This window comes from Streptococcus sp. 1643, from assembly GCF_006228325.1.
Classification (GTDB): domain Bacteria; phylum Bacillota; class Bacilli; order Lactobacillales; family Streptococcaceae; genus Streptococcus.
The window spans coordinates 1,638,787-1,661,454 of record NZ_CP040231.1 but is presented as its reverse complement, the minus strand read 5'-3'; the positions used below and the strand labels follow the sequence as shown (position 1 = coordinate 1,661,454).

General features: G+C 42.9%; 15 protein-coding genes and 1 pseudogene. 13 read left to right on the top strand and 3 right to left on the bottom strand.

The genetic code is table 11. The features are described 5' to 3' along the window. Window positions 1-13 precede the first annotated feature (13 nt). On the top strand, window positions 14-847 hold the full coding sequence (locus FD735_RS08545) for a MetQ/NlpA family ABC transporter substrate-binding protein (RefSeq protein WP_139658971.1): 834 nt from the start codon (window positions 14-16) through the stop codon (window positions 845-847). 236 nt (window positions 848-1,083) lie between these two features. Here FD735_RS08545 and FD735_RS08540 read toward each other — a convergent pair. Then, a pseudogene (locus FD735_RS08540) lies at window positions 1,084-4,850 on the bottom strand (pullulanase). A gap of 389 nt (window positions 4,851-5,239) precedes the next feature. On the opposite strand from FD735_RS08540, the gene rpoB reads away from it, so the two are divergent. The 10 genes from rpoB to FD735_RS08490 all read left to right on the top strand — a co-directional run bounded on the left by rpoB (window position 5,240) and on the right by FD735_RS08490 (window position 18,820). Beyond that, window positions 5,240-8,851: a DNA-directed RNA polymerase subunit beta gene (rpoB, locus tag FD735_RS08535; RefSeq protein ID WP_139658969.1), complete on the top strand. Its 3,612-nt coding sequence runs from the start codon at window positions 5,240-5,242 to the stop codon at window positions 8,849-8,851. A 32-nt stretch (window positions 8,852-8,883) separates the two neighbouring features. Beyond that, window positions 8,884-12,549 carry a DNA-directed RNA polymerase subunit beta' gene (gene rpoC / locus FD735_RS08530; protein ID WP_000228753.1) on the top strand — a complete coding sequence of 1,222 codons (3,666 nt, stop codon included), beginning with the start codon at window positions 8,884-8,886 and terminating at the stop codon, window positions 12,547-12,549. 111 nt (window positions 12,550-12,660) lie between these two features. After that, the gene (gene ndk / locus FD735_RS08525) at window positions 12,661-13,080 is read left to right on the top strand and encodes a nucleoside-diphosphate kinase (protein WP_000438280.1); all 420 of its coding nucleotides are present in this window, start codon (window positions 12,661-12,663) and stop codon (window positions 13,078-13,080) included. A gap of 134 nt (window positions 13,081-13,214) precedes the next feature. Continuing rightward, complete coding sequence (locus FD735_RS08520; protein ID WP_125414027.1) at window positions 13,215-13,838, top strand: hypothetical protein; 624 nt, start codon at window positions 13,215-13,217, stop codon at window positions 13,836-13,838. 83 nt (window positions 13,839-13,921) lie between these two features. Further along, window positions 13,922-14,365: a tRNA (adenosine(37)-N6)-threonylcarbamoyltransferase complex ATPase subunit type 1 TsaE gene (tsaE, locus tag FD735_RS08515; RefSeq protein WP_139658968.1), complete on the top strand. Its 444-nt coding sequence runs from the start codon at window positions 13,922-13,924 to the stop codon at window positions 14,363-14,365. Continuing rightward, window positions 14,355-14,876 carry a GNAT family N-acetyltransferase gene (locus FD735_RS08510; RefSeq protein WP_139658967.1) on the top strand — a complete coding sequence of 174 codons (522 nt, stop codon included), beginning with the start codon at window positions 14,355-14,357 and terminating at the stop codon, window positions 14,874-14,876. Before tsaE ends, FD735_RS08510 begins: the two co-directional genes overlap by 11 nt. 4 nt (window positions 14,877-14,880) lie before the next feature. Further along, window positions 14,881-15,921 (top strand): LCP family protein, encoded by a 1,041-nt coding sequence (locus FD735_RS08505; protein ID WP_139658966.1) that lies wholly within the window; start codon window positions 14,881-14,883, stop codon window positions 15,919-15,921. 72 nt (window positions 15,922-15,993) lie between these two features. After that, the gene (locus FD735_RS08500) at window positions 15,994-17,250 is read left to right on the top strand and encodes a competence/damage-inducible protein A (RefSeq protein WP_139658965.1); all 1,257 of its coding nucleotides are present in this window, start codon (window positions 15,994-15,996) and stop codon (window positions 17,248-17,250) included. 54 nt (window positions 17,251-17,304) lie between these two features. Further along, window positions 17,305-18,456: a recombinase RecA gene (gene recA / locus FD735_RS08495; protein ID WP_084877348.1), complete on the top strand. Its 1,152-nt coding sequence runs from the start codon at window positions 17,305-17,307 to the stop codon at window positions 18,454-18,456. Between the two features lie 169 nt (window positions 18,457-18,625). Beyond that, window positions 18,626-18,820 (top strand): PspC domain-containing protein, encoded by a 195-nt coding sequence (locus FD735_RS08490; RefSeq protein ID WP_000415528.1) that lies wholly within the window; start codon window positions 18,626-18,628, stop codon window positions 18,818-18,820. A gap of 131 nt (window positions 18,821-18,951) precedes the next feature. On the opposite strand, the gene FD735_RS08485 is transcribed toward FD735_RS08490, so the two are convergent. Then, window positions 18,952-19,506, bottom strand: coding sequence for a GNAT family N-acetyltransferase (locus FD735_RS08485; protein WP_000060284.1), 555 nt, complete (start codon window positions 19,504-19,506; stop codon window positions 18,952-18,954). 109 nt (window positions 19,507-19,615) lie between these two features. On the opposite strand from FD735_RS08485, the gene FD735_RS08480 reads away from it, so the two are divergent. Beyond that, window positions 19,616-20,986, top strand: a complete 1,371-nt coding sequence (locus FD735_RS08480; RefSeq protein WP_139658964.1) for an MATE family efflux transporter — start codon at window positions 19,616-19,618, stop codon at window positions 20,984-20,986. A gap of 96 nt (window positions 20,987-21,082) precedes the next feature. Beyond that, a complete protein-coding gene (locus tag FD735_RS08475; RefSeq protein WP_000532894.1) occupies window positions 21,083-21,799 on the top strand; it encodes a YebC/PmpR family DNA-binding transcriptional regulator in 717 nt (238 codons plus the stop codon). Between the two features lie 49 nt (window positions 21,800-21,848). Here the strand turns inward: FD735_RS08475 and FD735_RS08470 are convergent, their stop codons facing one another. After that, on the bottom strand, window positions 21,849-22,553 hold the full coding sequence (locus FD735_RS08470) for a CD20-like domain-containing protein (RefSeq protein WP_139658963.1): 705 nt from the start codon (window positions 22,551-22,553) through the stop codon (window positions 21,849-21,851). Window positions 22,554-22,668: the final 115 nt, after the last annotated feature.

Here is a 22,668-nt window from a genome sequence, read left to right as displayed (position 1 = left end):
AAAGAAAAAATCAATGAAAAAACTAACAAGTGTGATTCTATTTTTAGTAGGACTACTGTTTTTAGTAGCCTGTTCAACAAATGGTGGAAGTACAGAATCTGCAAAAGAACAATCCTCTGATAAGAAAGTTATCAAGTATGGGAAGGCTGCAGGTCCTTATACAGTTTTATTTGAAGATGCTATTATTCCCATCTTAGAAAAGGAAGGGTATCAATTTAAGGTAGTGGAATTTTCAGACTTACTACAGAATGATACAGCTCTAAATGAAGGTGAGATTGATGTCAATGTTGAACAACATACTGCTTATATGGAAAATTTCAATAAAACGCAAAATGGAGATCTTGTTGCTATTAGTAAAATTCCAACAATTCCAGCAGGTATTTTCTCATCTAAGAATAAAGATTTAAAAGCTATCACTAAAGGAGCAAAAATTGCCATTCCAAGCGATGCTTCAAATACAGCTCGTGCTTACAAGTTACTTGAAAAAGCAGATTGGCTAAAACTAGATCCAAATGCATCTGTTTCGAAATTGACGAAAGACGACATTGTTGAAAATCCTTATCAACTTGAGATTACGGAAATGGATTCAGCTAATATCCCTAGATCTTTGGATGATTTTGATTTCGCAGTTATAACAGGAAGTATTGTTTACAGTGCAGGAATTGATGCTTCAACAGCTCTGTTGCAAGAGGATATCTTGGAACATTTGATTTTACAAGTGGTCGTTAAAGAGAAAAATAAAGATAGTGACTGGGCAAAGGCAATCAGAGATGCTTACCATTCAAAAGAATTTAAAGACTATTTAGAAAAAAATAATAAGGGCTTGTGGTTTGTACCGAATGATTGATTTTATAGATAAAAAATAAAAACAACACCCCATGACTAGAAGATTCTTCTAATCATGGGGTGTTTTTCTATAGGAGGGCTAGTTTATACTCTTCGAAAATCTCTTTAAACCTCGTCAGCTTCGCCTTGCCGTAGGTATATGACGCTGACTCAATCAGTTCTATCCACGACCTCAAACCAGTGTTTTGAGCAGCCTGCGGCTAGCTTCCTAGTTTACCCTTTGATTTTCATTGAGTGTTATTTCTTTTTCTTGTTTTTTATCAACCATCCAAGTCCGAGAAGGGCAAGGATGCTGAATCCAGCAAGGGCAAGAAGGGATTTGTTCTCAGTACCTGTGTTTGGAAGGACTTTCTGAGAAAGAGTCTCTGTAGCAGTTTCTTGAGAGTCAGGATTTGCTACTAGGTTTTGGGCTAGGTCTTGTTCTGATTCAACTTCCAAGCTAGAAAGATCAAATTCTGGTTTTTCTTCCACGGCTGGGGCGACAATAGCACCACCTTGAGACAAGCGGAGAACAACGGCAGTGAGAGCGTTCAATTTCAAGCCTTTTTCAGTCCATTCGAGACCTTGAGGTTTAGCGATTCCTACTGGTCCGGCTTGATTTTCATCTGCCAGGACTTCAGCCTTTCTCAAGTGAGCAAATGCAGTTCCTAGAGTAAATTCACGAGCCTTATCATCCGCATTGACAAAGACAGCGTAGACATCACCGTTTGGAGCAGTGATTTGGTAGCCGATGGTCACATCTTCTTTTTCAACGCCATTTTGTCCTGGGACAGTAATGAGTTGGACGCGCTCCTTGATATCTTGCAGACTCTTGAGTCGGAAAGCGTCTGTAGATTGACGAAGAGCGATCAATCCTTTCATGTAGTCACGGCTCTTGACATTTTCAGGATATGCTTTGCCATCAGTTGCTTTGGTCCAATCAAACTTGTTGACAGCATCGCTAGAGTCGTAAGAGTCATGGATAAAGTAAGGATAGACAAATGGCTTGCCGTCCTTGTCGCGCAACAAGTGAGACTTGTTTGGAACCTTATCCTCTGAGACAGGATTCTTATAGGCTGGATCAAGGAATTGTTTGGTACGTCCGTATTCCTGACCAGAGTGGATAAACGGAGTTCCTTGAGCGGTCAAGACCATGAGGTTTCCAAGTCGCAAACGACGATGGATCTCAGCGTAGTTTTCAGCCTTGCTTGGGTCTTTTTTGATCGACTGAGCAATAATGTCAAAGAGGGTCAAGTTATCATGGGCTGCGATATACTGGATAACATCTCCAGGGTTGTCTGCTTCAAAGTTGGTTGGTTGGGCAATGAGATTTTTAAAGATGGTATTGATATCGCGTTTGCCACCTGTGATAAAGGCAGGTTGACCTTCGTTTGGATAGCCAGACTTGAGGTTGTTGCGGATGTCGTCTGAAAAGACAGCGACAGTATCTGTTTTCTTCATCCAATCTTGGTCGGCAGGTTGTACAGGCGTATTTTCATCACCAGCATAGGTTCTCCAACCTTCGCCTAGCATGATAAGATTTGGATTGAGGGCGCGTGCAGCTTTGTACGCTTCTTCGATAGAAGCCGCATCGTGGTCACCCATCATATCAAAGCGGAAACCATCTACTTTGTAGGTTTCAACCAGATACTTGATAGAGTCTACCAAGACACGTTTAGACATGTAGTGGGTAGTTCCCAAACGGCCGCCTCCGAAGCTAGTACGTGGAGTTCCGTCTGCGTTCATAAAGTGGTAGTAGTTTGGCTCAATATCCTCAAAAATATCAACATTGGCAGTATGGTTGTAGACCACGTCCAGGATAGCACCCATGCCACGTTTGTGGATTTCGTTGATGAGGTTTTTGAATTCGGCAATACGTTTTTCTGGATCCTTAGGATCGCTTGAGTACATACCAGTCAAGGAGAAGTAGTTTTGAGGGTCATATCCCCAGTTATAGTTGCTGTTGCTTGAAGCGTAGGCAGACAAACGTTCTTGGTTCTTCAATTCATTGACAAAGTAGTAGGACAAGACAGGAAGGAGTTGGATATGAGTCACACCCAAGTCTTTAAGATAGTCTAGTTTTTCGATAAAGGCTTCAAAGGTACCAAATGGTTTGGTCAAGTCTTTTGCGATGGCAGGATCCGAAGTGAAGTCACGTACATGAGCTTCGTAGATAACGGCATCTTCACGCGATTTGAAGTTACGAATCTTTCCATAGGTCAAGTCTTGCGGACCTAACTTCGCTGGATCGACAAAGGCAGCTTTAGCGACCTTATGAGCGGCATCTGTTTTTGCTAGGTCACTGTTCCAAGCCGCTAATGATTTGGCATAAGGGTCAAGAACGAGGACAGTTTTACCTTGGCGCTCGATCTGGTAGTGGTAGTAATAGCCAGTGTAGTTGCTGATACCGAGACCAGAGTTTGCATCCAGAGTTTGTTTCCAGGTTCCTTTTTCTCCTTTTTCAAGGGCGACAGTTCCAACTACCTTTTCAGGGTCTTTCTTGTCATAGACAACAACGGAAACCTTATCAGCACTTGGAGACCAGAGGGTGAGGTCAACACGCTTGCCATCTTCTTTTAGAGTTGCGCCGAGTGGACCATCGTAACTGTAGGACTCATCCTTGAGGCGCCAGCTTGAACGTGTGGTAAAGCTGTCTGAATTGTAGCTGACAGTGTACGGGTGTTGAGTGTCAGAGAAGTCGCCGATGTAGGTCACTTTTTTACCTGCCTCATCCACTTCCACGTCTGTGATAGCTACTTTATTCCCTTGGTAATCAGTGATGCTGGAGTGTTTGAGGATATCGTCTTTCTTAGCTCCAACGAGGGTAGAAAAACTGCTTTCGATACGAGATTTAGCCACGTGTTGGGCACCAGTCATGCGGATATCGTGCACATAGTAGGGGTTAGTGTAGATGGTTTCGTCATCATCTTTGAGGAAAATCTGACTGTGATTTTTTAGATCAGTGAATTTATAATCTTCTTTTCTGATTTTCACATCATCGCCTTTCTTGCTTTCGTCTAGTAATAAAAATCCAAATTCTCTTGCAGCTTCATTGAGTGGGATATCAATGTAGCGTCCATATTTTCCAGTTGCGGTAAAGTCAGTACCGTCAGGCCATTCTCCACTGCTTGGGTTTTTAACATCGCCCCAATACCAGAGAGATTTTTTGTCATAGTTGCCATCGGTGCGGTAGTAGTTGACACGAATAGTTCCTGCTGGTTGAGGGCGGTAGTTGTATACCTTGTAGTTTTCATCTAGCCAGGCCTCATTCATTTTTGGAGAGAGGCGCTCTACCGAACGGTCTCCCGTCAGGTTATCCCCTTTGGTATTGTTGATGAGGAAGCTGACTTTCTTGGCTTGCTCATTTTTGAGTTTGATATCTAGATAATAGCCGTAGTCATCTTGCTTGGCATCCTTAAAGGACTTGGCTCCATTGGGCCAGTTTTCAGACGGTTTTTCAACATCGTCCCAAGTCCAAAGACCTTGAGAATCTTTGTTTTCTTCAGGGAGTTTTTTTACATGGATGCGGAAGTGGTTATCTGCGATGGGTTCTTCAGAGGATGTATCAGCTTGTGGTTTTTGATCTGAAGTTGGCGTCGAAGTGCTGGCATTTACTTTCTCTTCCTTGCTGTCAGCCTGGCTTGTAGTAGCATCTTCTGTTTTAGGTGTTTCTGGCGCTGTAGTAGTTTCCGCAGCTGGAGCTTCCTTTTTAGAATCAAGGGAAGCGCTTGCATTCTTTTGTTCAGAAATAGGCGTTTCCTTTTGAGTTTGACTCGTTTCAGTCTCAGTAGGGTCCTTGGCCACAGCGCTAGTATTTTCCTGAACTTGAGGGAGGTTTTCGTTAGCCGAAATGGTTGGCATTGTAGCTGAAAGCAGGACAACGCTAGCACCGATAAGGACAGATCCTGTTCCATTTTTTAAGGAACGAATACCGTAAATCATTTTTTCTCAGTTTGAGATAGGATTTTTTTATCACAATTCTCCTTGTGTAGTTGTTTCCTATCAGTATAGCACGAGGTAAACATTAGTGCAAGCGTTTTCCTAATTTTTGAGAGAAAATAGAATGCTTCATTCTCTTGAAATTTTAAAATAATATATAGGAGAAGATTGTTTAAAAAATAGTAAAAAACCTTGAAAAATCTAGCTAAATAAGGTATAATGTAAATAATCATTTGTCGTAGGTTTTGTCTGAAATATTGTCCAGACAAGGCTCACAGCAGTTAAATCTTCTGAAAAAGTCAGATTTAGCTGCTCTTTTTGTGCTTTTTTTCAGGTTTTTGAGTGCTTGTAACAAAGATTTAAAGATTCTGAAAATTCATCAAAGGGACACGGTGATAGGGGTTTTAAAAACCATATGACGATTAGAAAAGCCTGATTGACAAGGCTTGGAATTTATTTACAAAGGAGAATCATCTTGGCAGGACATGACGTTCAATACGGGAAACATCGTACCCGTCGTAGTTTTTCAAGAATCAAAGAAGTTCTTGACTTACCAAATTTGATTGAAATTCAAACGGATTCATTCAAAGATTTCCTAGATCACGGTCTTAAGGAAGTATTTGAAGATGTATTGCCAATTTCAAACTTCACAGACACAATGGAGTTGGAATTTGTTGGCTATGAAATCAAGGAACCAAAATACACGCTCGAAGAAGCTCGTATCCACGATGCTAGCTACTCAGCACCAATTTTTGTAACCTTCCGCTTGATCAATAAAGAAACAGGCGAAATCAAGACCCAAGAAGTCTTCTTTGGTGATTTCCCAATCATGACCGAAATGGGTACTTTCATCATCAATGGTGGTGAACGTATTATCGTTTCTCAGTTGGTCCGCTCACCAGGTGTTTACTTTAATGACAAAGTAGACAAGAACGGCAAAGTGGGTTACGGATCAACTGTTATTCCTAACCGTGGAGCTTGGTTGGAACTTGAAAGCGACTCAAAAGACATCGCTTATACTCGTATCGACCGTACTCGTAAGATTCCATTTACGACCTTGGTTCGTGCGCTTGGTTTCTCAGGTGATGATGAAATCTTTGATATCTTTGGTGATAGCGAATTGGTTCGCAATACTGTTGAAAAAGATATCCACAAAAACCCAATGGACTCTCGTACAGACGAAGCCTTGAAAGAAATCTACGAACGCCTTCGTCCAGGTGAGCCTAAGACTGCTGAGAGCTCACGTAGCTTGCTTGTAGCGCGTTTCTTTGATCCACGTCGCTACGATTTGGCAGCAGTTGGTCGTTACAAGATCAATAAAAAACTCAACGTTAAAACACGCTTGCTCAACCAAACTATCGCTGAGCCATTGGTAGACCCTGAAACTGGTGAAATCTTGGTAGAAGCTGGTACCGTTATGACTCGCAGTGTGATCGAAAGTATCGAGAGTCATTTGGATGGCGACTTGAACAAAATCGTTTATATTCCAAACGATGCAGCTGTTCTGACAGAACCAGTTGTCCTTCAAAAATTCAAGGTTGTTGCCCCAACGGACCCAGACCGTGTTGTAACCATCATCGGAAATGCTAATCCAGACGACAAGGTTCGTGTTGTAACTCCTGCGGATATCCTTGCTGAAATGAGCTACTTCCTCAACTTGGCGGAAGGTATCGGCCGTGTGGATGATATCGACCACCTTGGGAACCGTCGTATCCGTGCAGTTGGTGAATTGCTTGCCAACCAAGTACGTCTTGGGCTTTCTCGTATGGAACGTAATGTTCGTGAACGTATGTCTGTTCAAGACAATGAAGTCTTGACACCACAACAAATCATCAATATCCGTCCTGTAACAGCTGCGGTTAAAGAATTCTTTGGTTCATCACAGTTGTCACAGTTCATGGACCAACACAACCCGCTTTCTGAGTTGTCTCACAAACGCCGTTTGTCAGCCTTGGGACCTGGTGGTTTGACTCGTGACCGTGCTGGATATGAAGTTCGTGACGTGCACTACACTCACTATGGTCGTATGTGTCCAATCGAAACACCTGAAGGACCTAACATCGGTTTGATTAATAACTTGTCATCATATGGTCACTTAAACAAGTATGGATTTGTTCAAACACCATACCGTAAGGTTGACCGTGAAACAGGTGTAGTCACAAACGAAATCGTTTGGTTGACAGCCGATGAAGAAGATGAATTTACTGTAGCGCAGGCTAACTCTCGCCTCAACGAAGACGGTACTTTTGCTGAGAAAGTTGTCATGGGACGTCACCAAGGGGTCAACCAGGAGTACCCAGCAGAAGTCGTTGATTACATGGATGTGTCACCAAAACAGGTAGTTGCCGTTGCGACAGCATGTATTCCTTTCTTGGAAAACGATGACTCCAACCGTGCCCTCATGGGTGCCAACATGCAACGTCAGGCTGTGCCTTTGATTGACCCCAAAGCACCTTACGTTGGTACTGGTATGGAATACCAAGCAGCTCATGACTCTGGTGCTGCTGTTATTGCTCAGTATGATGGTAAAGTTACATATGCAGATGCTGATAAGGTAGAAGTTCGCCGTGAAGATGGTTCGCTAGATGTTTACCACATCCAAAAATTCCGTCGTTCAAACTCAGGTACTGCCTACAACCAACGCACTCTCGTTAAAGTTGGCGATGTCGTTGAAAAAGGCGATTTTATCGCTGACGGACCTTCTATGGAAAAAGGGGAAATGGCGCTTGGACAAAACCCAATCGTTGCCTACATGACATGGGAAGGTTACAACTTCGAGGATGCTGTTATCATGAGCGAACGCTTGGTCAAAGACGATGTCTACACATCTATCCACCTCGAAGAATACGAATCAGAAACCCGCGATACAAAGCTTGGGCCTGAAGAAATTACTCGTGAAATTCCAAACGTTGGTGAAGATGCTCTTAAAGACCTTGACGAAATGGGCATTATCCGTATCGGTGCTGAGGTTAAAGAAGGCGATATTCTTGTAGGTAAAGTAACACCTAAGGGTGAAAAAGACCTTTCAGCTGAAGAACGTCTCTTGCACGCTATCTTCGGAGACAAGTCTCGTGAAGTGCGTGACACTTCTCTCCGTGTACCTCACGGTGCCGATGGTGTCGTTCGTGATGTTAAGATCTTTACACGTGCAAACGGTGATGAATTGCAATCTGGCGTTAACATGCTGGTTCGCGTCTACATCGCTCAAAAACGTAAGATCAAGGTCGGAGATAAGATGGCCGGACGTCACGGAAACAAAGGGGTTGTCTCTCGTATCGTTCCTGTAGAAGACATGCCATACTTGCCAGATGGAACTCCAGTCGATATCATGTTGAACCCACTTGGGGTACCATCACGTATGAATATCGGTCAGGTTATGGAACTCCACCTTGGTATGGCAGCCCGTACTCTTGGTATCCACATCGCAACACCAGTCTTTGACGGAGCAAGTTCTGAAGACCTTTGGGACACTGTTAAAGAAGCAGGTATGGATAGCGATGCCAAAACAATCCTTTACGATGGACGTACAGGTGAGCCGTTTGACAACCGTGTATCAGTTGGTGTCATGTACATGATCAAACTCCACCACATGGTTGATGATAAATTGCACGCGCGTTCAGTCGGACCATACTCAACCGTTACCCAACAACCACTCGGAGGTAAAGCTCAGTTTGGTGGACAACGTTTCGGTGAGATGGAAGTTTGGGCTCTTGAAGCCTACGGTGCATCAAATGTCCTCCAAGAAATCTTGACTTACAAGTCTGACGATATCAACGGACGTTTGAAAGCTTATGAAGCTATTACAAAAGGAAAACCAATTCCAAAACCAGGTGTTCCAGAATCCTTCCGAGTTCTTGTGAAAGAATTGCAATCTCTTGGTCTTGATATGCGTGTCCTTGACGAAGATGACCAAGAAGTGGAACTTCGCGACTTGGATGAAGGAATGGATGAAGATGTCATCCACGTAGATGACCTTGAAAAAGCCCGCGAAAAAGCAGCCCAAGAGGCTAAAGCAGCCTTTGAAGCTGAAGAAGCAGAGAAAGCAACAAAAGCGGAAGCAACAGAAGAAGCTGCTGAACAAGAATAAGCAGTTCACTTAGAATAGAAAGGGAAGAAATAGTGGTTGATGTAAATCGTTTTAAAAGTATGCAAATCACCCTAGCTTCTCCAAGCAAAGTCCGTTCATGGTCTTATGGAGAAGTCAAAAAACCTGAAACAATCAATTACCGTACGTTGAAACCAGAACGTGAAGGACTCTTTGACGAAGTCATCTTTGGTCCTACAAAGGACTGGGAATGTGCTTGTGGTAAGTACAAACGCATTCGTTACAGAGGGATTGTTTGTGACCGCTGTGGGGTTGAAGTAACGCGTACAAAAGTTCGTCGTGAGCGTATGGGGCACATCGAGTTGAAAGCTCCTGTATCTCACATCTGGTACTTCAAGGGGATTCCAAGCCGTATGGGCTTGACTCTTGATATGAGCCCTCGTGCCCTCGAGGAAGTTATCTACTTTGCGGCTTATGTGGTGATTGATCCTAAGGATACACCACTTGAGCACAAGTCTATCATGACAGAGCGCGAATACCGTGAGCGCTTGCGTGAGTACGGTTATGGATCATTCGTTGCCAAGATGGGTGCCGAAGCTATCCAAGACCTCTTGAAACAAGTAGATCTTGAAAAAGAAATTGCCGAACTCAAAGAAGAGTTGAAAACAGCTACTGGACAAAAACGTGTCAAAGCCATCCGACGTTTGGATGTTTTGGATGCCTTTTACAAGTCTGGAAACAAACCTGAATGGATGATTCTCAACATCCTCCCAGTTATTCCACCAGATCTTCGTCCAATGTTGCAGTTGGATGGTGGCCGTTTTGCCTCATCTGACTTGAACGACCTTTACCGCCGTGTTATTAACCGTAACAACCGTTTGGCTCGTTTGCTTGAGTTGAATGCACCAGGTATCATCGTTCAAAATGAGAAGCGTATGCTTCAAGAAGCGGTTGACGCTTTGATTGACAATGGTCGTCGTGGTCGCCCAATTACAGGACCAGGTAGCCGTCCATTGAAATCATTGAGCCACATGCTTAAAGGGAAACAAGGACGCTTCCGTCAAAACTTGCTCGGTAAACGTGTCGACTTCTCAGGACGTTCTGTTATCGCCGTTGGTCCAACTCTTAAGATGTACCAATGTGGTGTGCCACGTGAAATGGCGATCGAGCTCTTTAAACCATTCGTTATGCGTGAAATCGTCGCTCGTGACATTGTGCAAAACGTTAAGGCAGCTAAACGCTTGGTAGAACGCGGAGACGAACGTATCTGGGATATTCTTGAAGAAGTAATCAAAGAACACCCAGTACTTTTGAACCGCGCACCGACCCTTCACCGTTTGGGGATCCAAGCCTTCGAGCCAGTCTTGATTGATGGTAAGGCTCTTCGCTTGCACCCACTTGTCTGTGAAGCCTATAATGCCGACTTTGACGGTGACCAAATGGCCATCCACGTACCGCTTTCGGAAGAAGCCCAAGCAGAAGCTCGTATCTTGATGTTGGCTGCTGAGCATATCTTGAACCCGAAAGATGGTAAACCAGTTGTTACTCCATCTCAGGACATGGTTTTGGGTAACTACTACTTGACTATGGAAGAAGCTGGTCGTGAGGGTGAAGGAATGGTCTTCAAGGACCGTGACGAAGCTGTTATGGCTTACCGCAATGGCTATGTTCACCTTCACTCACGTGTTGGTATTGCAACAGATAGCCTCAACAAACCATGGACAGAAGAACAAAAACACAAGGTCTTGCTGACAACAGTTGGTAAAATCCTCTTCAATGACATCATGCCAGAGGGTCTACCTTACTTGCAAGAACCAACAAATGCCAACTTAACAGAAGGTGTTCCAGCTAAATACTTCTTGCCACTAGGTGGAGATATCAAGGAAGCAATCAGCAATCTTGAACTCAACCCTCCATTCAAGAAGAAAAATCTTGGGAATATCATCGCTGAAATCTTCAAACGTTTCCGTACGACAGAAACTTCTGCCCTACTTGACCGCATGAAGAACCTCGGATACCACCACTCAACTCTTGCAGGTTTGACAGTGGGTATTGCCGATATCCCAGTCGTTGAAGACAAGGCTGAAATCATCGAAGAATCACACAAACGTGTAGAACAAATCACCAAACAATTCCGTCGTGGTATGATCACAGATGACGAGCGCTACAATGCTGTTACAGCTGAATGGCGTGCTGCTCGTGAAAAATTGGAGAAACGTTTGGTTGCCAACCAAGATCCTAAGAACCCAATCGTTATGATGATGGATTCTGGAGCCCGTGGTAACATCTCAAACTTCTCACAGCTTGCTGGTATGCGTGGTCTGATGGCTGCTCCTAACGGACGTATCATGGAATTGCCAATCCTTTCAAACTTCCGCGAAGGTTTGTCAGTACTTGAAATGTTCTTCTCAACTCACGGTGCTCGTAAAGGTATGACCGATACAGCCCTTAAAACAGCTGACTCAGGTTACTTGACTCGTCGTTTGGTTGACGTTGCCCAAGACGTTATCATCCGTGAGGACGACTGTGGAACTGACCGTGGTCTCTTGATCCGTTCTATCGCAGAAGGAAAAGAGATGATCGAGTCTCTCGAAGAGCGTCTCAATGGTCGTTACACTAAGAAAACTGTTAAACATCCAGAAACTGGTGCGGTAATCATCGGTCCAAATGAGTTGATTACAGAAGACAAGGCGCGTGAAATTGTCAATGCTGGTGTGGAAGAAGTGACTATCCGCTCTGTATTTACATGTAACACTCGTCATGGTGTCTGCCGTCACTGTTACGGTATCAACTTGGCGACAGGTGATGCGGTTGAAGTTGGTGAAGCAGTTGGTACAATCGCTGCCCAATCTATCGGGGAACCTGGTACACAGCTTACAATGCGTACCTTCCACACGGGTGGGGTTGCCTCAAATACCGATATCACTCAGGGTCTTCCTCGTGTCCAAGAAATCTTTGAAGCCCGCAATCCTAAAGGGGAAGCGGTCATCACAGAGGTCAAAGGGCAAGTTACTGCTATCGAAGAAGATGCTTCAACTCGTACTAAGAAAGTCTTCGTTAAGGGTGAAACTGGCGAAGGTGAGTACGTGGTTCCATTTACAGCACGTATGCGTGTCGAAGTTGGAGACCAAGTCTCTCGCGGTGCAGCATTGACAGAAGGTTCTATCCAACCAAAACGTCTCCTTGCTGTTCGTGATGTCTTGTCAGTTGAAACTTACCTTCTCGGTGAAGTACAAAAAGTTTACCGTAGCCAAGGGGTAGAAATCGGTGACAAACACATCGAGGTAATGGTTCGTCAAATGATCCGTAAAGTTCGTGTCATGGATCCAGGTGACACAGACCTTCTTATGGGTACTCTCATGGACATCAACGACTTTACAGATGCCAACAAGGATGTTCTTATCGCAGGTGGAGTTCCAGCGACTGGTCGCCCAGTTCTTATGGGAATCACCAAAGCCTCACTTGAAACAAATAGTTTCTTGTCAGCGGCTTCCTTCCAGGAAACAACTCGTGTCCTTACTGATGCGGCCATCCGTGGTAAGAAAGATCATCTCCTTGGACTCAAGGAAAATGTTATCATCGGTAAGATCATCCCAGCTGGTACTGGTATGGCTCGCTACCGTAACCTTGAACCACAAGCTATCAATGAAGCAGAATATCTGGCTCCAGAACAAGAAGAGGCAGAACTTGCTCCTGTAGAGGAAGTTGTGGAAATCCAAGTTGAAGAAACAGTAGAATAAAAGCAAACAAGAGAACCTTTGGGTTCTCTTTGTTTTATTTCAGAAAAATTTTCCTACTTTTTCATAAAGTATGGTAGAATAGAAGAACTAAAATGCCAAGGAGGTGTCCGTATGGAACAAACATTCTTTATCATTAAGCCAGATGGTGTGAAAAGAGGGCTGGTGGGCGAAATTCTGCAAAGAATGGAGCAACGAGGTTTCAAACTCGAAAAATTAGAGTTACGTTCAGCAGTTTCAGAAGCTTTGATTGACCAACACTATCAAGACTTGGTTGAAAAAAGTTTTTATCCTCCTATCCGTCAGTTTATGACTTCAGGACCAGTAGTAGTGGGCATTCTATCAGGTCCGAAAGTGATTGAAACTTGGCGGACCATGATGGGGGCTACTCGTCCAGAAGAAGCTCTGCCAGGAACTATCCGAGGAGATTTTGCCAAGGCTGCAGGAGACAATCAAGCCATTCAAAATGTAGTTCACGGCTCCGATTCGGAAGCTTCTGCAAAACGTGAAATTGCTCTCTGGTTTAAGGATTAGACTGGTAAAAAAACAGTTCTGTGTACAACAGAACTGTTTTTTGGTCAGTTGAGCACAAAAAATGGACACTTGAGGCGGAAACAATCATTTCAAACTCCTCACAAGGTATAATCCCATATAGGGAGGGAGAAGAAATGGTAAAATCAATTCGCCTATTGTTGTTGATTGCAGTCATCCAGATTAGTTTTAGTAGTTGCCTATTATGGAAAGAATCCTTTTTATCTTTAAAACAGACCAATGCTTATTTTTTGATTTTGATAGTAGGAATTTCTGTTTTGTGCGCTGGGATAAATTATTTCCATACAGCAGACCAGTCTAGATATAGTATTTTGCATGTTCAAAAGAAAGTGAGTCTTGTTTATTGCCTCCTTTTAGTAGTCAATCTTCTGGCAACCTGTCTGGTTCTCTCAGAAAGCATCCAGACCACTAGCAAATTGCAGCAGGAATTGGTTGACCTCTTTTTGCCCTCCTTTTTTTTCTTGCTAGGAGTAGATCTATTGATTTTCTTACCTTTTGATAAAATTTTTCGCGATATAGAAAATCACCTAAATAAAAAGAAAACAGTCGTCATTTCCGTTCTAGCTACGATGGTTTTCTTGAGGAATCCCTTAGTGATTTCCTCGATTCTCCTTTATATCAGTGTCGGTTTTCTATGTGCACGTTTCCTTTTTCCCAAATGTATCCAAAGGGAAATCTCCTTTTATGGACACCTGATTCGGGATATCCTGTTTGTTTTTTCAATAGTTGTATTCTTTTAAGTGGAGGAAAAATTTTCAAAATTATTATAGTAAGTCCATAAAGAAAATTCACACAAAAGAAAACTTTTTGGTATAATAGTAGCATGCACACAAAAAATGAAGAAGAGCTTCTAGCTCTCGGAGAAAGATTAGGTCATTTGCTTCAAAAAGACGATGTTCTGATCTTGACTGGAGAGTTGGGTGTGGGTAAAACAACCTTTACAAAAGGTCTTGCCAAGGGCTTGGGTATCCGTCAGATGATTAAAAGTCCAACCTATACCATTGTCAGAGAGTACGAAGGGCGTTTGCCACTTTACCACTTGGATGTCTACCGTATCGAAGGTGATGCTGATTCTATTGACTTGGATGAGTTTCTCTTTGGAGGTGGTGTGACTGTTATTGAGTGGGGGTATCTTTTGGGTGAAGATTTACCAGATTCTTACTTGGAGTTGGAAATTTTGAAAGAAGCTGAGGGTCGTTGTCTTCATTTTACGGCTCATGGCTCTCGGGCTGAACAACTCATCAAGGAGCTTCAAGATGGAGTATGAGTTGTGTATTCGTGAGGCAGAGATTTCAGATGCTACAGCCTTAATTGCATTTTTAGATTGTGTTGGTCAAGAGACAGATTTTACCAGCTTGGATGAAAATGGTATCATGATGACAGCTTCTGAAATGGCTCTTTTTATCGAAAAACAAGCTACATCAGAGAATCAAATTACTCTCCTCGCCTTACTGAATGATGAGATTGCAGGAGTCTTAAATATCACAGCAGACCAACATTTAAGAGTTCGACATATCGGTGATGTTTTTCTAGCAGTTCGCAAGAAATTCTGGAACCAAGGCTTGGCGACTATACTTCTAGAAGAAGGCATCGAGTGGGCTAAATCCAGTGGTGTCTTGCGCCGTTTGCAACTCAGTGTACAAAAACGAAACGAGGCCGCTATCCACCTCTACTCAAAAATGGGATTTATCACAGAAGGCTTACAAGAAAGAGGAGCCTATTTAGCAGAAGGGATATTTTTAGATGTTTGTCTTATGGGCAAGCTGATAAATGAATAACGAGATGATTAAAAAATTAATTGGAATGGTGCTAGGTTTCCTAGCAGTGACAGTTGTAGGTGTAGCGGTTTATGGCTATACCATCTACCAACAGGGAACAGAAACCCTAAGTAAAAAGACTTACAAAAAAATCGGGGAAGAAACCAACGTTATCGAAGCGACTGAGCCTCTGACTATCCTCTTGATGGGGGTAGATACGGGAAATGTGGAACGTACAGACCCGTGGGCGGGGAATAGTGATTCCATGATTCTCCTGACGGTTAATCCCAAAACAAAGAAAACCACAATGATGAGTTTGGAACGGGATATTTTGACCAAGATTGAGACTGGAAACGGTCAAGTTCAGGAAGCTAAACTCAATGCGGCCTATGCTAATGGTGGTGCGGAACTTGCAATTTCTACTATTCAAAAGATGATGAATATCCACATTGACCGCTATGTGATGGTTAACATGCAGGGGCTTCAACAATTGGTGGATGCAGTTGGTGGAATTACCGTCAACAATACACTTGGTTTCCCGATTTCGATTGCTGACCAAGAAGAGTTTAATAAGATTTCTATCGGTGTTGGAGAACAAACCTTGAATGGTGAGGAAGCTCTGGTGTATTCACGAATGCGTTACCAAGACCCAGAAGGAGACTATGGTCGTCAAAAACGTCAGCGTGAAGTCATTCAAAAGATCGTTGAGAAGGTTTTGAGCCTAAACAGTGTGAGTCATTATCAAGGCATCCTCAAAGCTTTGAGTGATAACATGCAGACCAATGTGGACTTATCAGCTAAGAGCATTCCACAATTGCTCGGCTATCAAGATTCTTTCAAGAATATCGAAACGCATCAATTGCGTGGGGAAGATGCTGAGCTACAGGGAATTTCTTATCAGATTGTCACTTCAGAACATATGCTCGAGATGCAAAATCTCTTGCGTCGTTCACTAGGTAAAGAGCCAGTGACAGAATTGGAAACCAATGCGGTACTGTACGAAACAGCCTTTGGTCGGACAGCACCTTCAACCAGTACTAACACTTCAAACGAAGAAGCAGAATAAGAAAAGAATCAAATCGTGGGAAATTTCCTGCGATTTTTTCAAAAAAATTCGAATAGATAAGTAGGAGGAAACATGAAAGCAGAAATTATTGCTGTCGGAACAGAAATTTTAACAGGGCAGATTGTCAATACCAATGCTCAGTTTTTATCAGAGAAACTAGCCGAAATCGGGGTAGATGTCTACTTCCAAACAGCTGTTGGAGATAATGAAGCTCGTCTTTTGTCCTTGCTTGAGATTGCGAGTCAACGTAGTAATCTTGTGATTTTGACAGGGGGCTTGGGACCAACTGAGGATGATTTGACCAAACAAACTCTGGCAAAATTTTTAGGAAAAAATCTAGTGTTTGACCCTCAAGCACAAGAGAAACTGGATATTTTCTTTGCTCATAGACCTGACTATGCTCGGACACCGAATAATGAGCGTCAAGCCCAAATTGTAGAAGGGGCGACTCCACTGCCAAATGAGACAGGTTTAGCAGTAGGAGGGGTTTCGGAAGTGGATGGCGTGACCTACGTGGTCCTTCCAGGACCACCTAGTGAATTGAAACCTATGGTCTTAAATCAACTCTTGCCCAAGCTGATGACAGGCACCAAGTTATACTCACGAGTGCTCCGTTTCTTTGGAATTGGGGAGAGTCAGTTGGTGACCATTTTGGCGGATTTGATTGACCATCAAACCGATCCGACTTTGGCGCCGTATGCCAAGACGGGAGAAGTGACCTTGCGCTTGTCTACAAAAGCAGTCAGTCAAGAAAAGGCTGATCAAGCGCTGGATATCTTAGAAAATCAAATCTTGAGTCGCCAAACTTTCGAGGGAATTTCTTTACGAGACATCTGTTATGGATACGGGGAAGAAACCAGTCTAGCAAGTGTCGTTGTAGAAGAGCTAAAGAAGAGACAGAAAAGCATTACTGCGGCAGAAAGCTTGACGGCAGGTCTCTTTCAAGCGACATTAGCAGACTTTTCGGGCGTTTCAGCCATCTTTAATGGCGGCTTTGTCACTTACAGCCTAGAAGAAAAGTCTAAGATGTTGGATATTTCTGAGCAAGAGCTAAAAGAATACGGGGTCGTTTCTGAGTTTACGGCTCGAAAAATGGCAGAGCAGGCACGGATTAAGACTCAGTCTGACTACGGAGTTAGTTTGACGGGTGTGGCAGGGCCAGATAGCCTAGAGGGGCATCCAGCTGGTACAGTTTTTATTGGACTGGCACATGCAAAAGGGACAGAGGTGATCAAGGCTAATATTGCAGGACGGAGTCGAGCAGATGTTCGACATATTGCAGTCATGCATGCCTTTAACCTAGTTCGCAAAGCTTTATTAAGTGACTAAATTTTGGTATAATGAAAGATAGGTCTAAGGACCAGTAGAATATAGGAGAACAAAATGGCGAAAAAACCAACAAAAAAATTAGATGAAATTGGTAAAAAATTTGGAGCTGACCGCGAAAAAGCATTGAACGATGCTCTTAAATTGATTGAGAAAGACTTTGGTAAAGGCTCAATCATGCGCTTGGGTGAGCGCGCGGAGCAAAAAGTTCAAGTGATGAGCTCAGGCTCATTGGCTCTGGACATTGCTCTTGGTTCAGGTGGTTATCCTAAAGGACGTATCATCGAAATCTATGGACCAGAATCATCTGGTAAGACAACGGTTGCCCTTCACGCTGTTGCGCAAGCACAGAAAGAAGGTGGTATTGCAGCCTTTATTGATGCGGAGCATGCACTTGATCCAGCCTATGCAGCAGCCCTTGGTGTGAACATTGACGAATTGCTCTTGTCACAACCAGACTCAGGTGAACAAGGTCTTGAAATTGCTGGAAAATTGATTGACTCAGGTGCAGTTGACCTTGTCGTTATCGACTCGGTTGCGGCCCTTGTACCTCGTGCGGAAATTGATGGGGATATTGGAGACAGTCACGTTGGTTTGCAGGCTCGTATGATGAGTCAGGCCATGCGTAAACTCGGAGCTTCTATCAATAAAACCAAGACAATTGCCATCTTTATCAACCAATTGCGTGAAAAAGTTGGGGTCATGTTTGGAAATCCAGAAACAACACCTGGTGGACGCGCTTTGAAATTCTACGCTTCAGTCCGTTTGGATGTTCGTGGAAGTACACAAATCAAGGGAACTGGTGACCAAAAAGATACCAATGTCGGTAAGGAAACCAAGATCAAGGTCGTGAAAAACAAGGTGGCTCCACCATTTAAGGAAGCCTTTGTTGAAATCATGTACGGAGAAGGAATTTCTAAGACTGGTGAGCTCTTGAAGATTGCAAGTGATCTCGATATCATCCAAAAAGCGGGAGCATGGTACTCTTACAAGGGTGAAAAAATCGGGCAAGGATCTGAAAATGCTAAGAAATACTTGGCGGATCACCCAGAAATCTTTGATGCCATTGACCACCAAGTTCGTGTTCAATATGGCTTGATTGAAGATGAAGAAGGGACAACTCCTACCACTGGCGCAGAAGATCTAGCACCTAACCAAGAAGTAACGCTTGACCTAGGCGACGGACTTGAAATCGAAATTGAAGATTAAAAATAAAAGCGGAGAAGTCTTTCTCTGCTTTTTATGTTTAATTATTAAGTCTCCATAGGCTTCAAAAGCGTAATAAAAGAGTATTTAATCAAAAAAATTAAAAAAACTGTTGCAATTTTTTTAATTTGATGATAAAATTAAAACATTCTATAAAAAGGAGACTACTATAATGGAAAAACGCCTTGTTCGTAACGTACAAGACAAAAAGATTGCTGGTGTTTGTGCAGGTATCGGTGACTACTTTAACATGGACCACACACTTGTTCGTGCACTTTGGATCATCTTCACCCTACTTGGTGGTTCTGGAATCTTAGCTTATGCTGTTCTCTACTTCCTTCTTCCAGAAGGCAATGCAGAAGCTTAAGCCATAGAGAGAATAAAAGTTTATTCTGATCAGTTGAAAATAAAAAATGCATGTAATCGTAGATTACATGCATTTTTATATGTAGCTTCTATCGAAAAAGAGAGGTTCTTCACTAGATGGATAAGTCCTGTTTAATGGTCACTAAAACGACGATACTCTATATGAAAGTCAAAATAATGTTCATTTTGTAACTTTTGGAAGATGTCGCGATAGGCCTCTTCGTCAAAATAGTCGCCACGGTAGAGAATTTCAAAACTCAAACCATCGTACTCTAGAAAAGCGTTGGCTGTTTTGAAACCATTTTGGCGATAGAAATCCATGCGGGCCTTTCTCTGCTCCAAGTTATCGCATTCTTCGTCCAATCGCTCGACTTCTAGTAACATGGTTCGCTGGTAAAAATCAGTCAGCTTTTCGATGATTTCTTTTCCATATCCGTGGCTTCTCAAGTGGGGCATGATGGCAAAAAAACTGATATAGAAGGCCTTTGGATTGGAGATGGCAAAAGCAAAGCCGACAAACTCTTCTTGGTTATAAAAGGCAAAAAAGTGAGCGTCTTCTCGGTCTTGATAGCGTAAAAATTCTGACAGAGGAACTCGTTCTTCCTCAGGGAATGCTTCCTTGTTTAGCTTTTCAACCTTATCCAGATCAGGAAATACATCCGTTATTAATTGACTAGTCAAACTCATAAATGACCTCCTTTTCTTGATTATAGCAAATTGTCTCTCTGTAAGCAATTGATTCCAAACTTAGTGACAGAGCCTTGTCGCTCCTCTAGAAAGCTGATATAATAGCTTTATGAATAAGAAACAATCCGTGGACTTGATACATGGTCCTATTCTTCCTTCGCTTTTAAGCTTTGCCTTTCCAATCTTGCTGTCTAATATCTTTCAACAGCTTTATAATACGGCTGACGTCTTGATTGTTGGGCGTTTTCTTGGCCAAGAATCCTTGGCAGCAGTAGGAGCAACAACGGCCATTTTTGACTTGATTATAGGCTTTACGCTTGGTGTTGGAAATGGCATGGGGATTGTCATTGCCCGCTATTATGGGGCTCGTAATTTCACTAAAATTAAAGAAGCAGTAGCAGCAACCTGGATTTTAGGAGGGCTTCTCAGTATTTTGGTCATGCTGATGGGCTTTGTCGGTCTGTATCCACTCTTGCAATATTTAGATACCCCTGCAGAAATTCTTCCCCAATCCTATCAATATATTTCTATGATTGTGACTTGTGTAGGCGTCAGTTTCGCTTATAATCTCTTTGCGGGTTTGTTGCGGTCCATTGGAGACAGTCTAGCAGCTCTTGGCTTCCTGATTTTTTCTGCTTTGGTTAATGTGGTTCTGGATTTGTATTTTATTACGCAACTGCATCTGGGAGTTCAATCTGCGGGGCTTGCTACCATCATTTCACAAGGGTTATCAGCGGTTCTTTGCTTTTATTATATCCGCAAAAGCGTTCCAGAACTCTTGCCACAGTTTAAACATTTCAAATGGGACAAGAGCTTGTATGCGGATCTCTTGGAGCAAGGTTTAGCTATGGGCTTGATGAGTTCGATTGTGTCTATTGGTAGTGTGATTTTACAGTCTTCTGTCAATACTTTTGGAGCCGTGATTATAAGTGCGCAAACAGCGGCTCGACGCATTATGGCCTTTGCTTTGCTTCCGATGACGGCTATTTCTTCTGCCATGACAACCTTTGCTTCTCAGAATCTTGGGGCCAAGCGACCAGACCGCATTGTTCAAGGACTTCGAATCGGTAGTCGCCTGAGCATGTCGTGGGCAGGCTTTGTCTGTATCTTTCTCTTTTTTGCTAGTCCGACCTTGATTTCCTTCTTGGCCAGTTCAACGGATGGTTACTTGATTGAAAATGGTAGCCTCTACTTGCAGATCAGTTCAGTCTTTTATCCGATTTTGAGTCTCTTGTTGATTTATCGCAATTGCTTGCAGGGCTTGGGCCAAAAAATCCTGCCTTTGGTATCTAGTTTTATCGAGCTAATCGGTAAAATTGCTTTTGTGGTCTTGATTATCCCTTGGGCAGGGTATAGGGGAGTTATTCTCTGCGAACCCCTTATCTGGGTTGCCATGACTACCCAACTGTACTTTTCACTTTTCCGCCATCCCCTGATAAAAGAAGGCAAGGCAATCTTGGCAACAAAAGGACAATCCTAGCTGGATTTGCTGAATAAAATCCATTTCCTCTAGTGAAAATCGAAAAAACTTGTGTTATAATAAGAAAGATTAAAATGTGAAAAAAGGAGATTCCTAATGGGACGTAAATGGGCCAATATCGTAGCCAAGAAAACGGCTAAAGATGGAGCTAACTCTAAAGTATATGCAAAATTTGGTGTAGAGATCTATGTAGCAGCAAAAAAAGGTGATCCAGACCCAGAATCAAACACTGCTTTGAAATTCGTTATCGACCGTGCGAAACAAGCCCAAGTGCCGAAACACGTTATCGATAAAGCGATTGATAAAGCCAAAGGAAACACAGACGAAACCTTTACAGAAGGACGTTACGAAGGATTTGGACCAAATGGTTCTATGCTGATCGTTGATACCTTGACTTCAAACGTCAACCGTACGGCAGCCAATGTCCGTGCAGCCTTTGGTAAGAACGGTGGAAACATGGGTGCTTCTGGTTCAGTTTCATACCTCTTTGATAACAAGGGTGTGATCGTATTTGCAGGTGAGGACGCTGATGCGGTCTTTGAGCAATTGCTCGAAGCAGATGTGGATGTGGACGATGTAGAAGCAGAAGAAGGAACAATCACGGTTTACACTGCTCCAACAGACCTCCACAAGGCTATCGTTGCCCTTCGTGAGTCTGGCATCGAAGAATTCCAAGTGACTGAATTGGAAATGATTCCTCAGTCAGAAGTGGAATTGTCAGGTGAAGACCTTGAAACCTTTGAAAAACTTTACAGTGTTCTTGAGGACGACGAAGACGTACAAAAGATCTACACAAACGTAGATGGATTCTAATAGAAAAACGAACAGTTTTACTAGCTGTTCGTTTTTTTGATATTTGAACTTAAACTCTGGTTTCAGAATCGTTTTGTTTCTTGCTTTTTTCTAGACCTAGACCGACTGCATGTTTTTGGACGAGCAAGAGCTGTCCATTGTCTTGTTTTGCAAAAGTTAAGGTAACGGTCTTGATCTTGTCTCCAATGGAGATATAGGTGATTTTTCTCGTATCATAGCCTCCGATAGTGGAGTCAAATTCGGAGTCTGGTAGTCCGTGTTTTTTGATAATATCCTTGTAGTTGGTACCACCTTTTCCTTTGTTATCAAGGTCACCTTCGATTAAGGCGTCAAACTCTTTTTGGGTCCAGGTGAAGGTATCGTCTTCTTCCTCCTCTGGGATGGAATAGGCGCTATCATCTGTCAAGTCGCTTTCTTCTTCGCGCTCCATTGAGGCACTTGCCTCGCTGTAGGAACGGTTAAACTCCCTGACAAACTCTTTGTAGACATTAGCGTACAGTACTTGGGTCGTAAAGAAAAGTACAAAAGAAGCAACTGCGAGGGATGTTCCGATAATGGCCATGGTTTTCCGTTTTTTGAGATTGACGATAAGGCCGATAATCCCCAAGATAAATGCGACAATGGCGATGAAAAATGATAGATAGTTAATAAATGGAATCCAGGACCCTAAAAGTGCGATGGCTCCAAAAATGGTTGCTAAGATTCCTAAAACTCGTTGTTCTTCTGGTTTCATTTGAACGTTTTCTCCCTTCATCGAGTGAATGGATTTCTATCCACAGTAGTTAGTGCTTATTATAGAAAAAATATTGCCTAATGTCAATTTAAACTAAAATAGTTCTCTTGGAAACTTTTTTCTTGACATCTTTTCT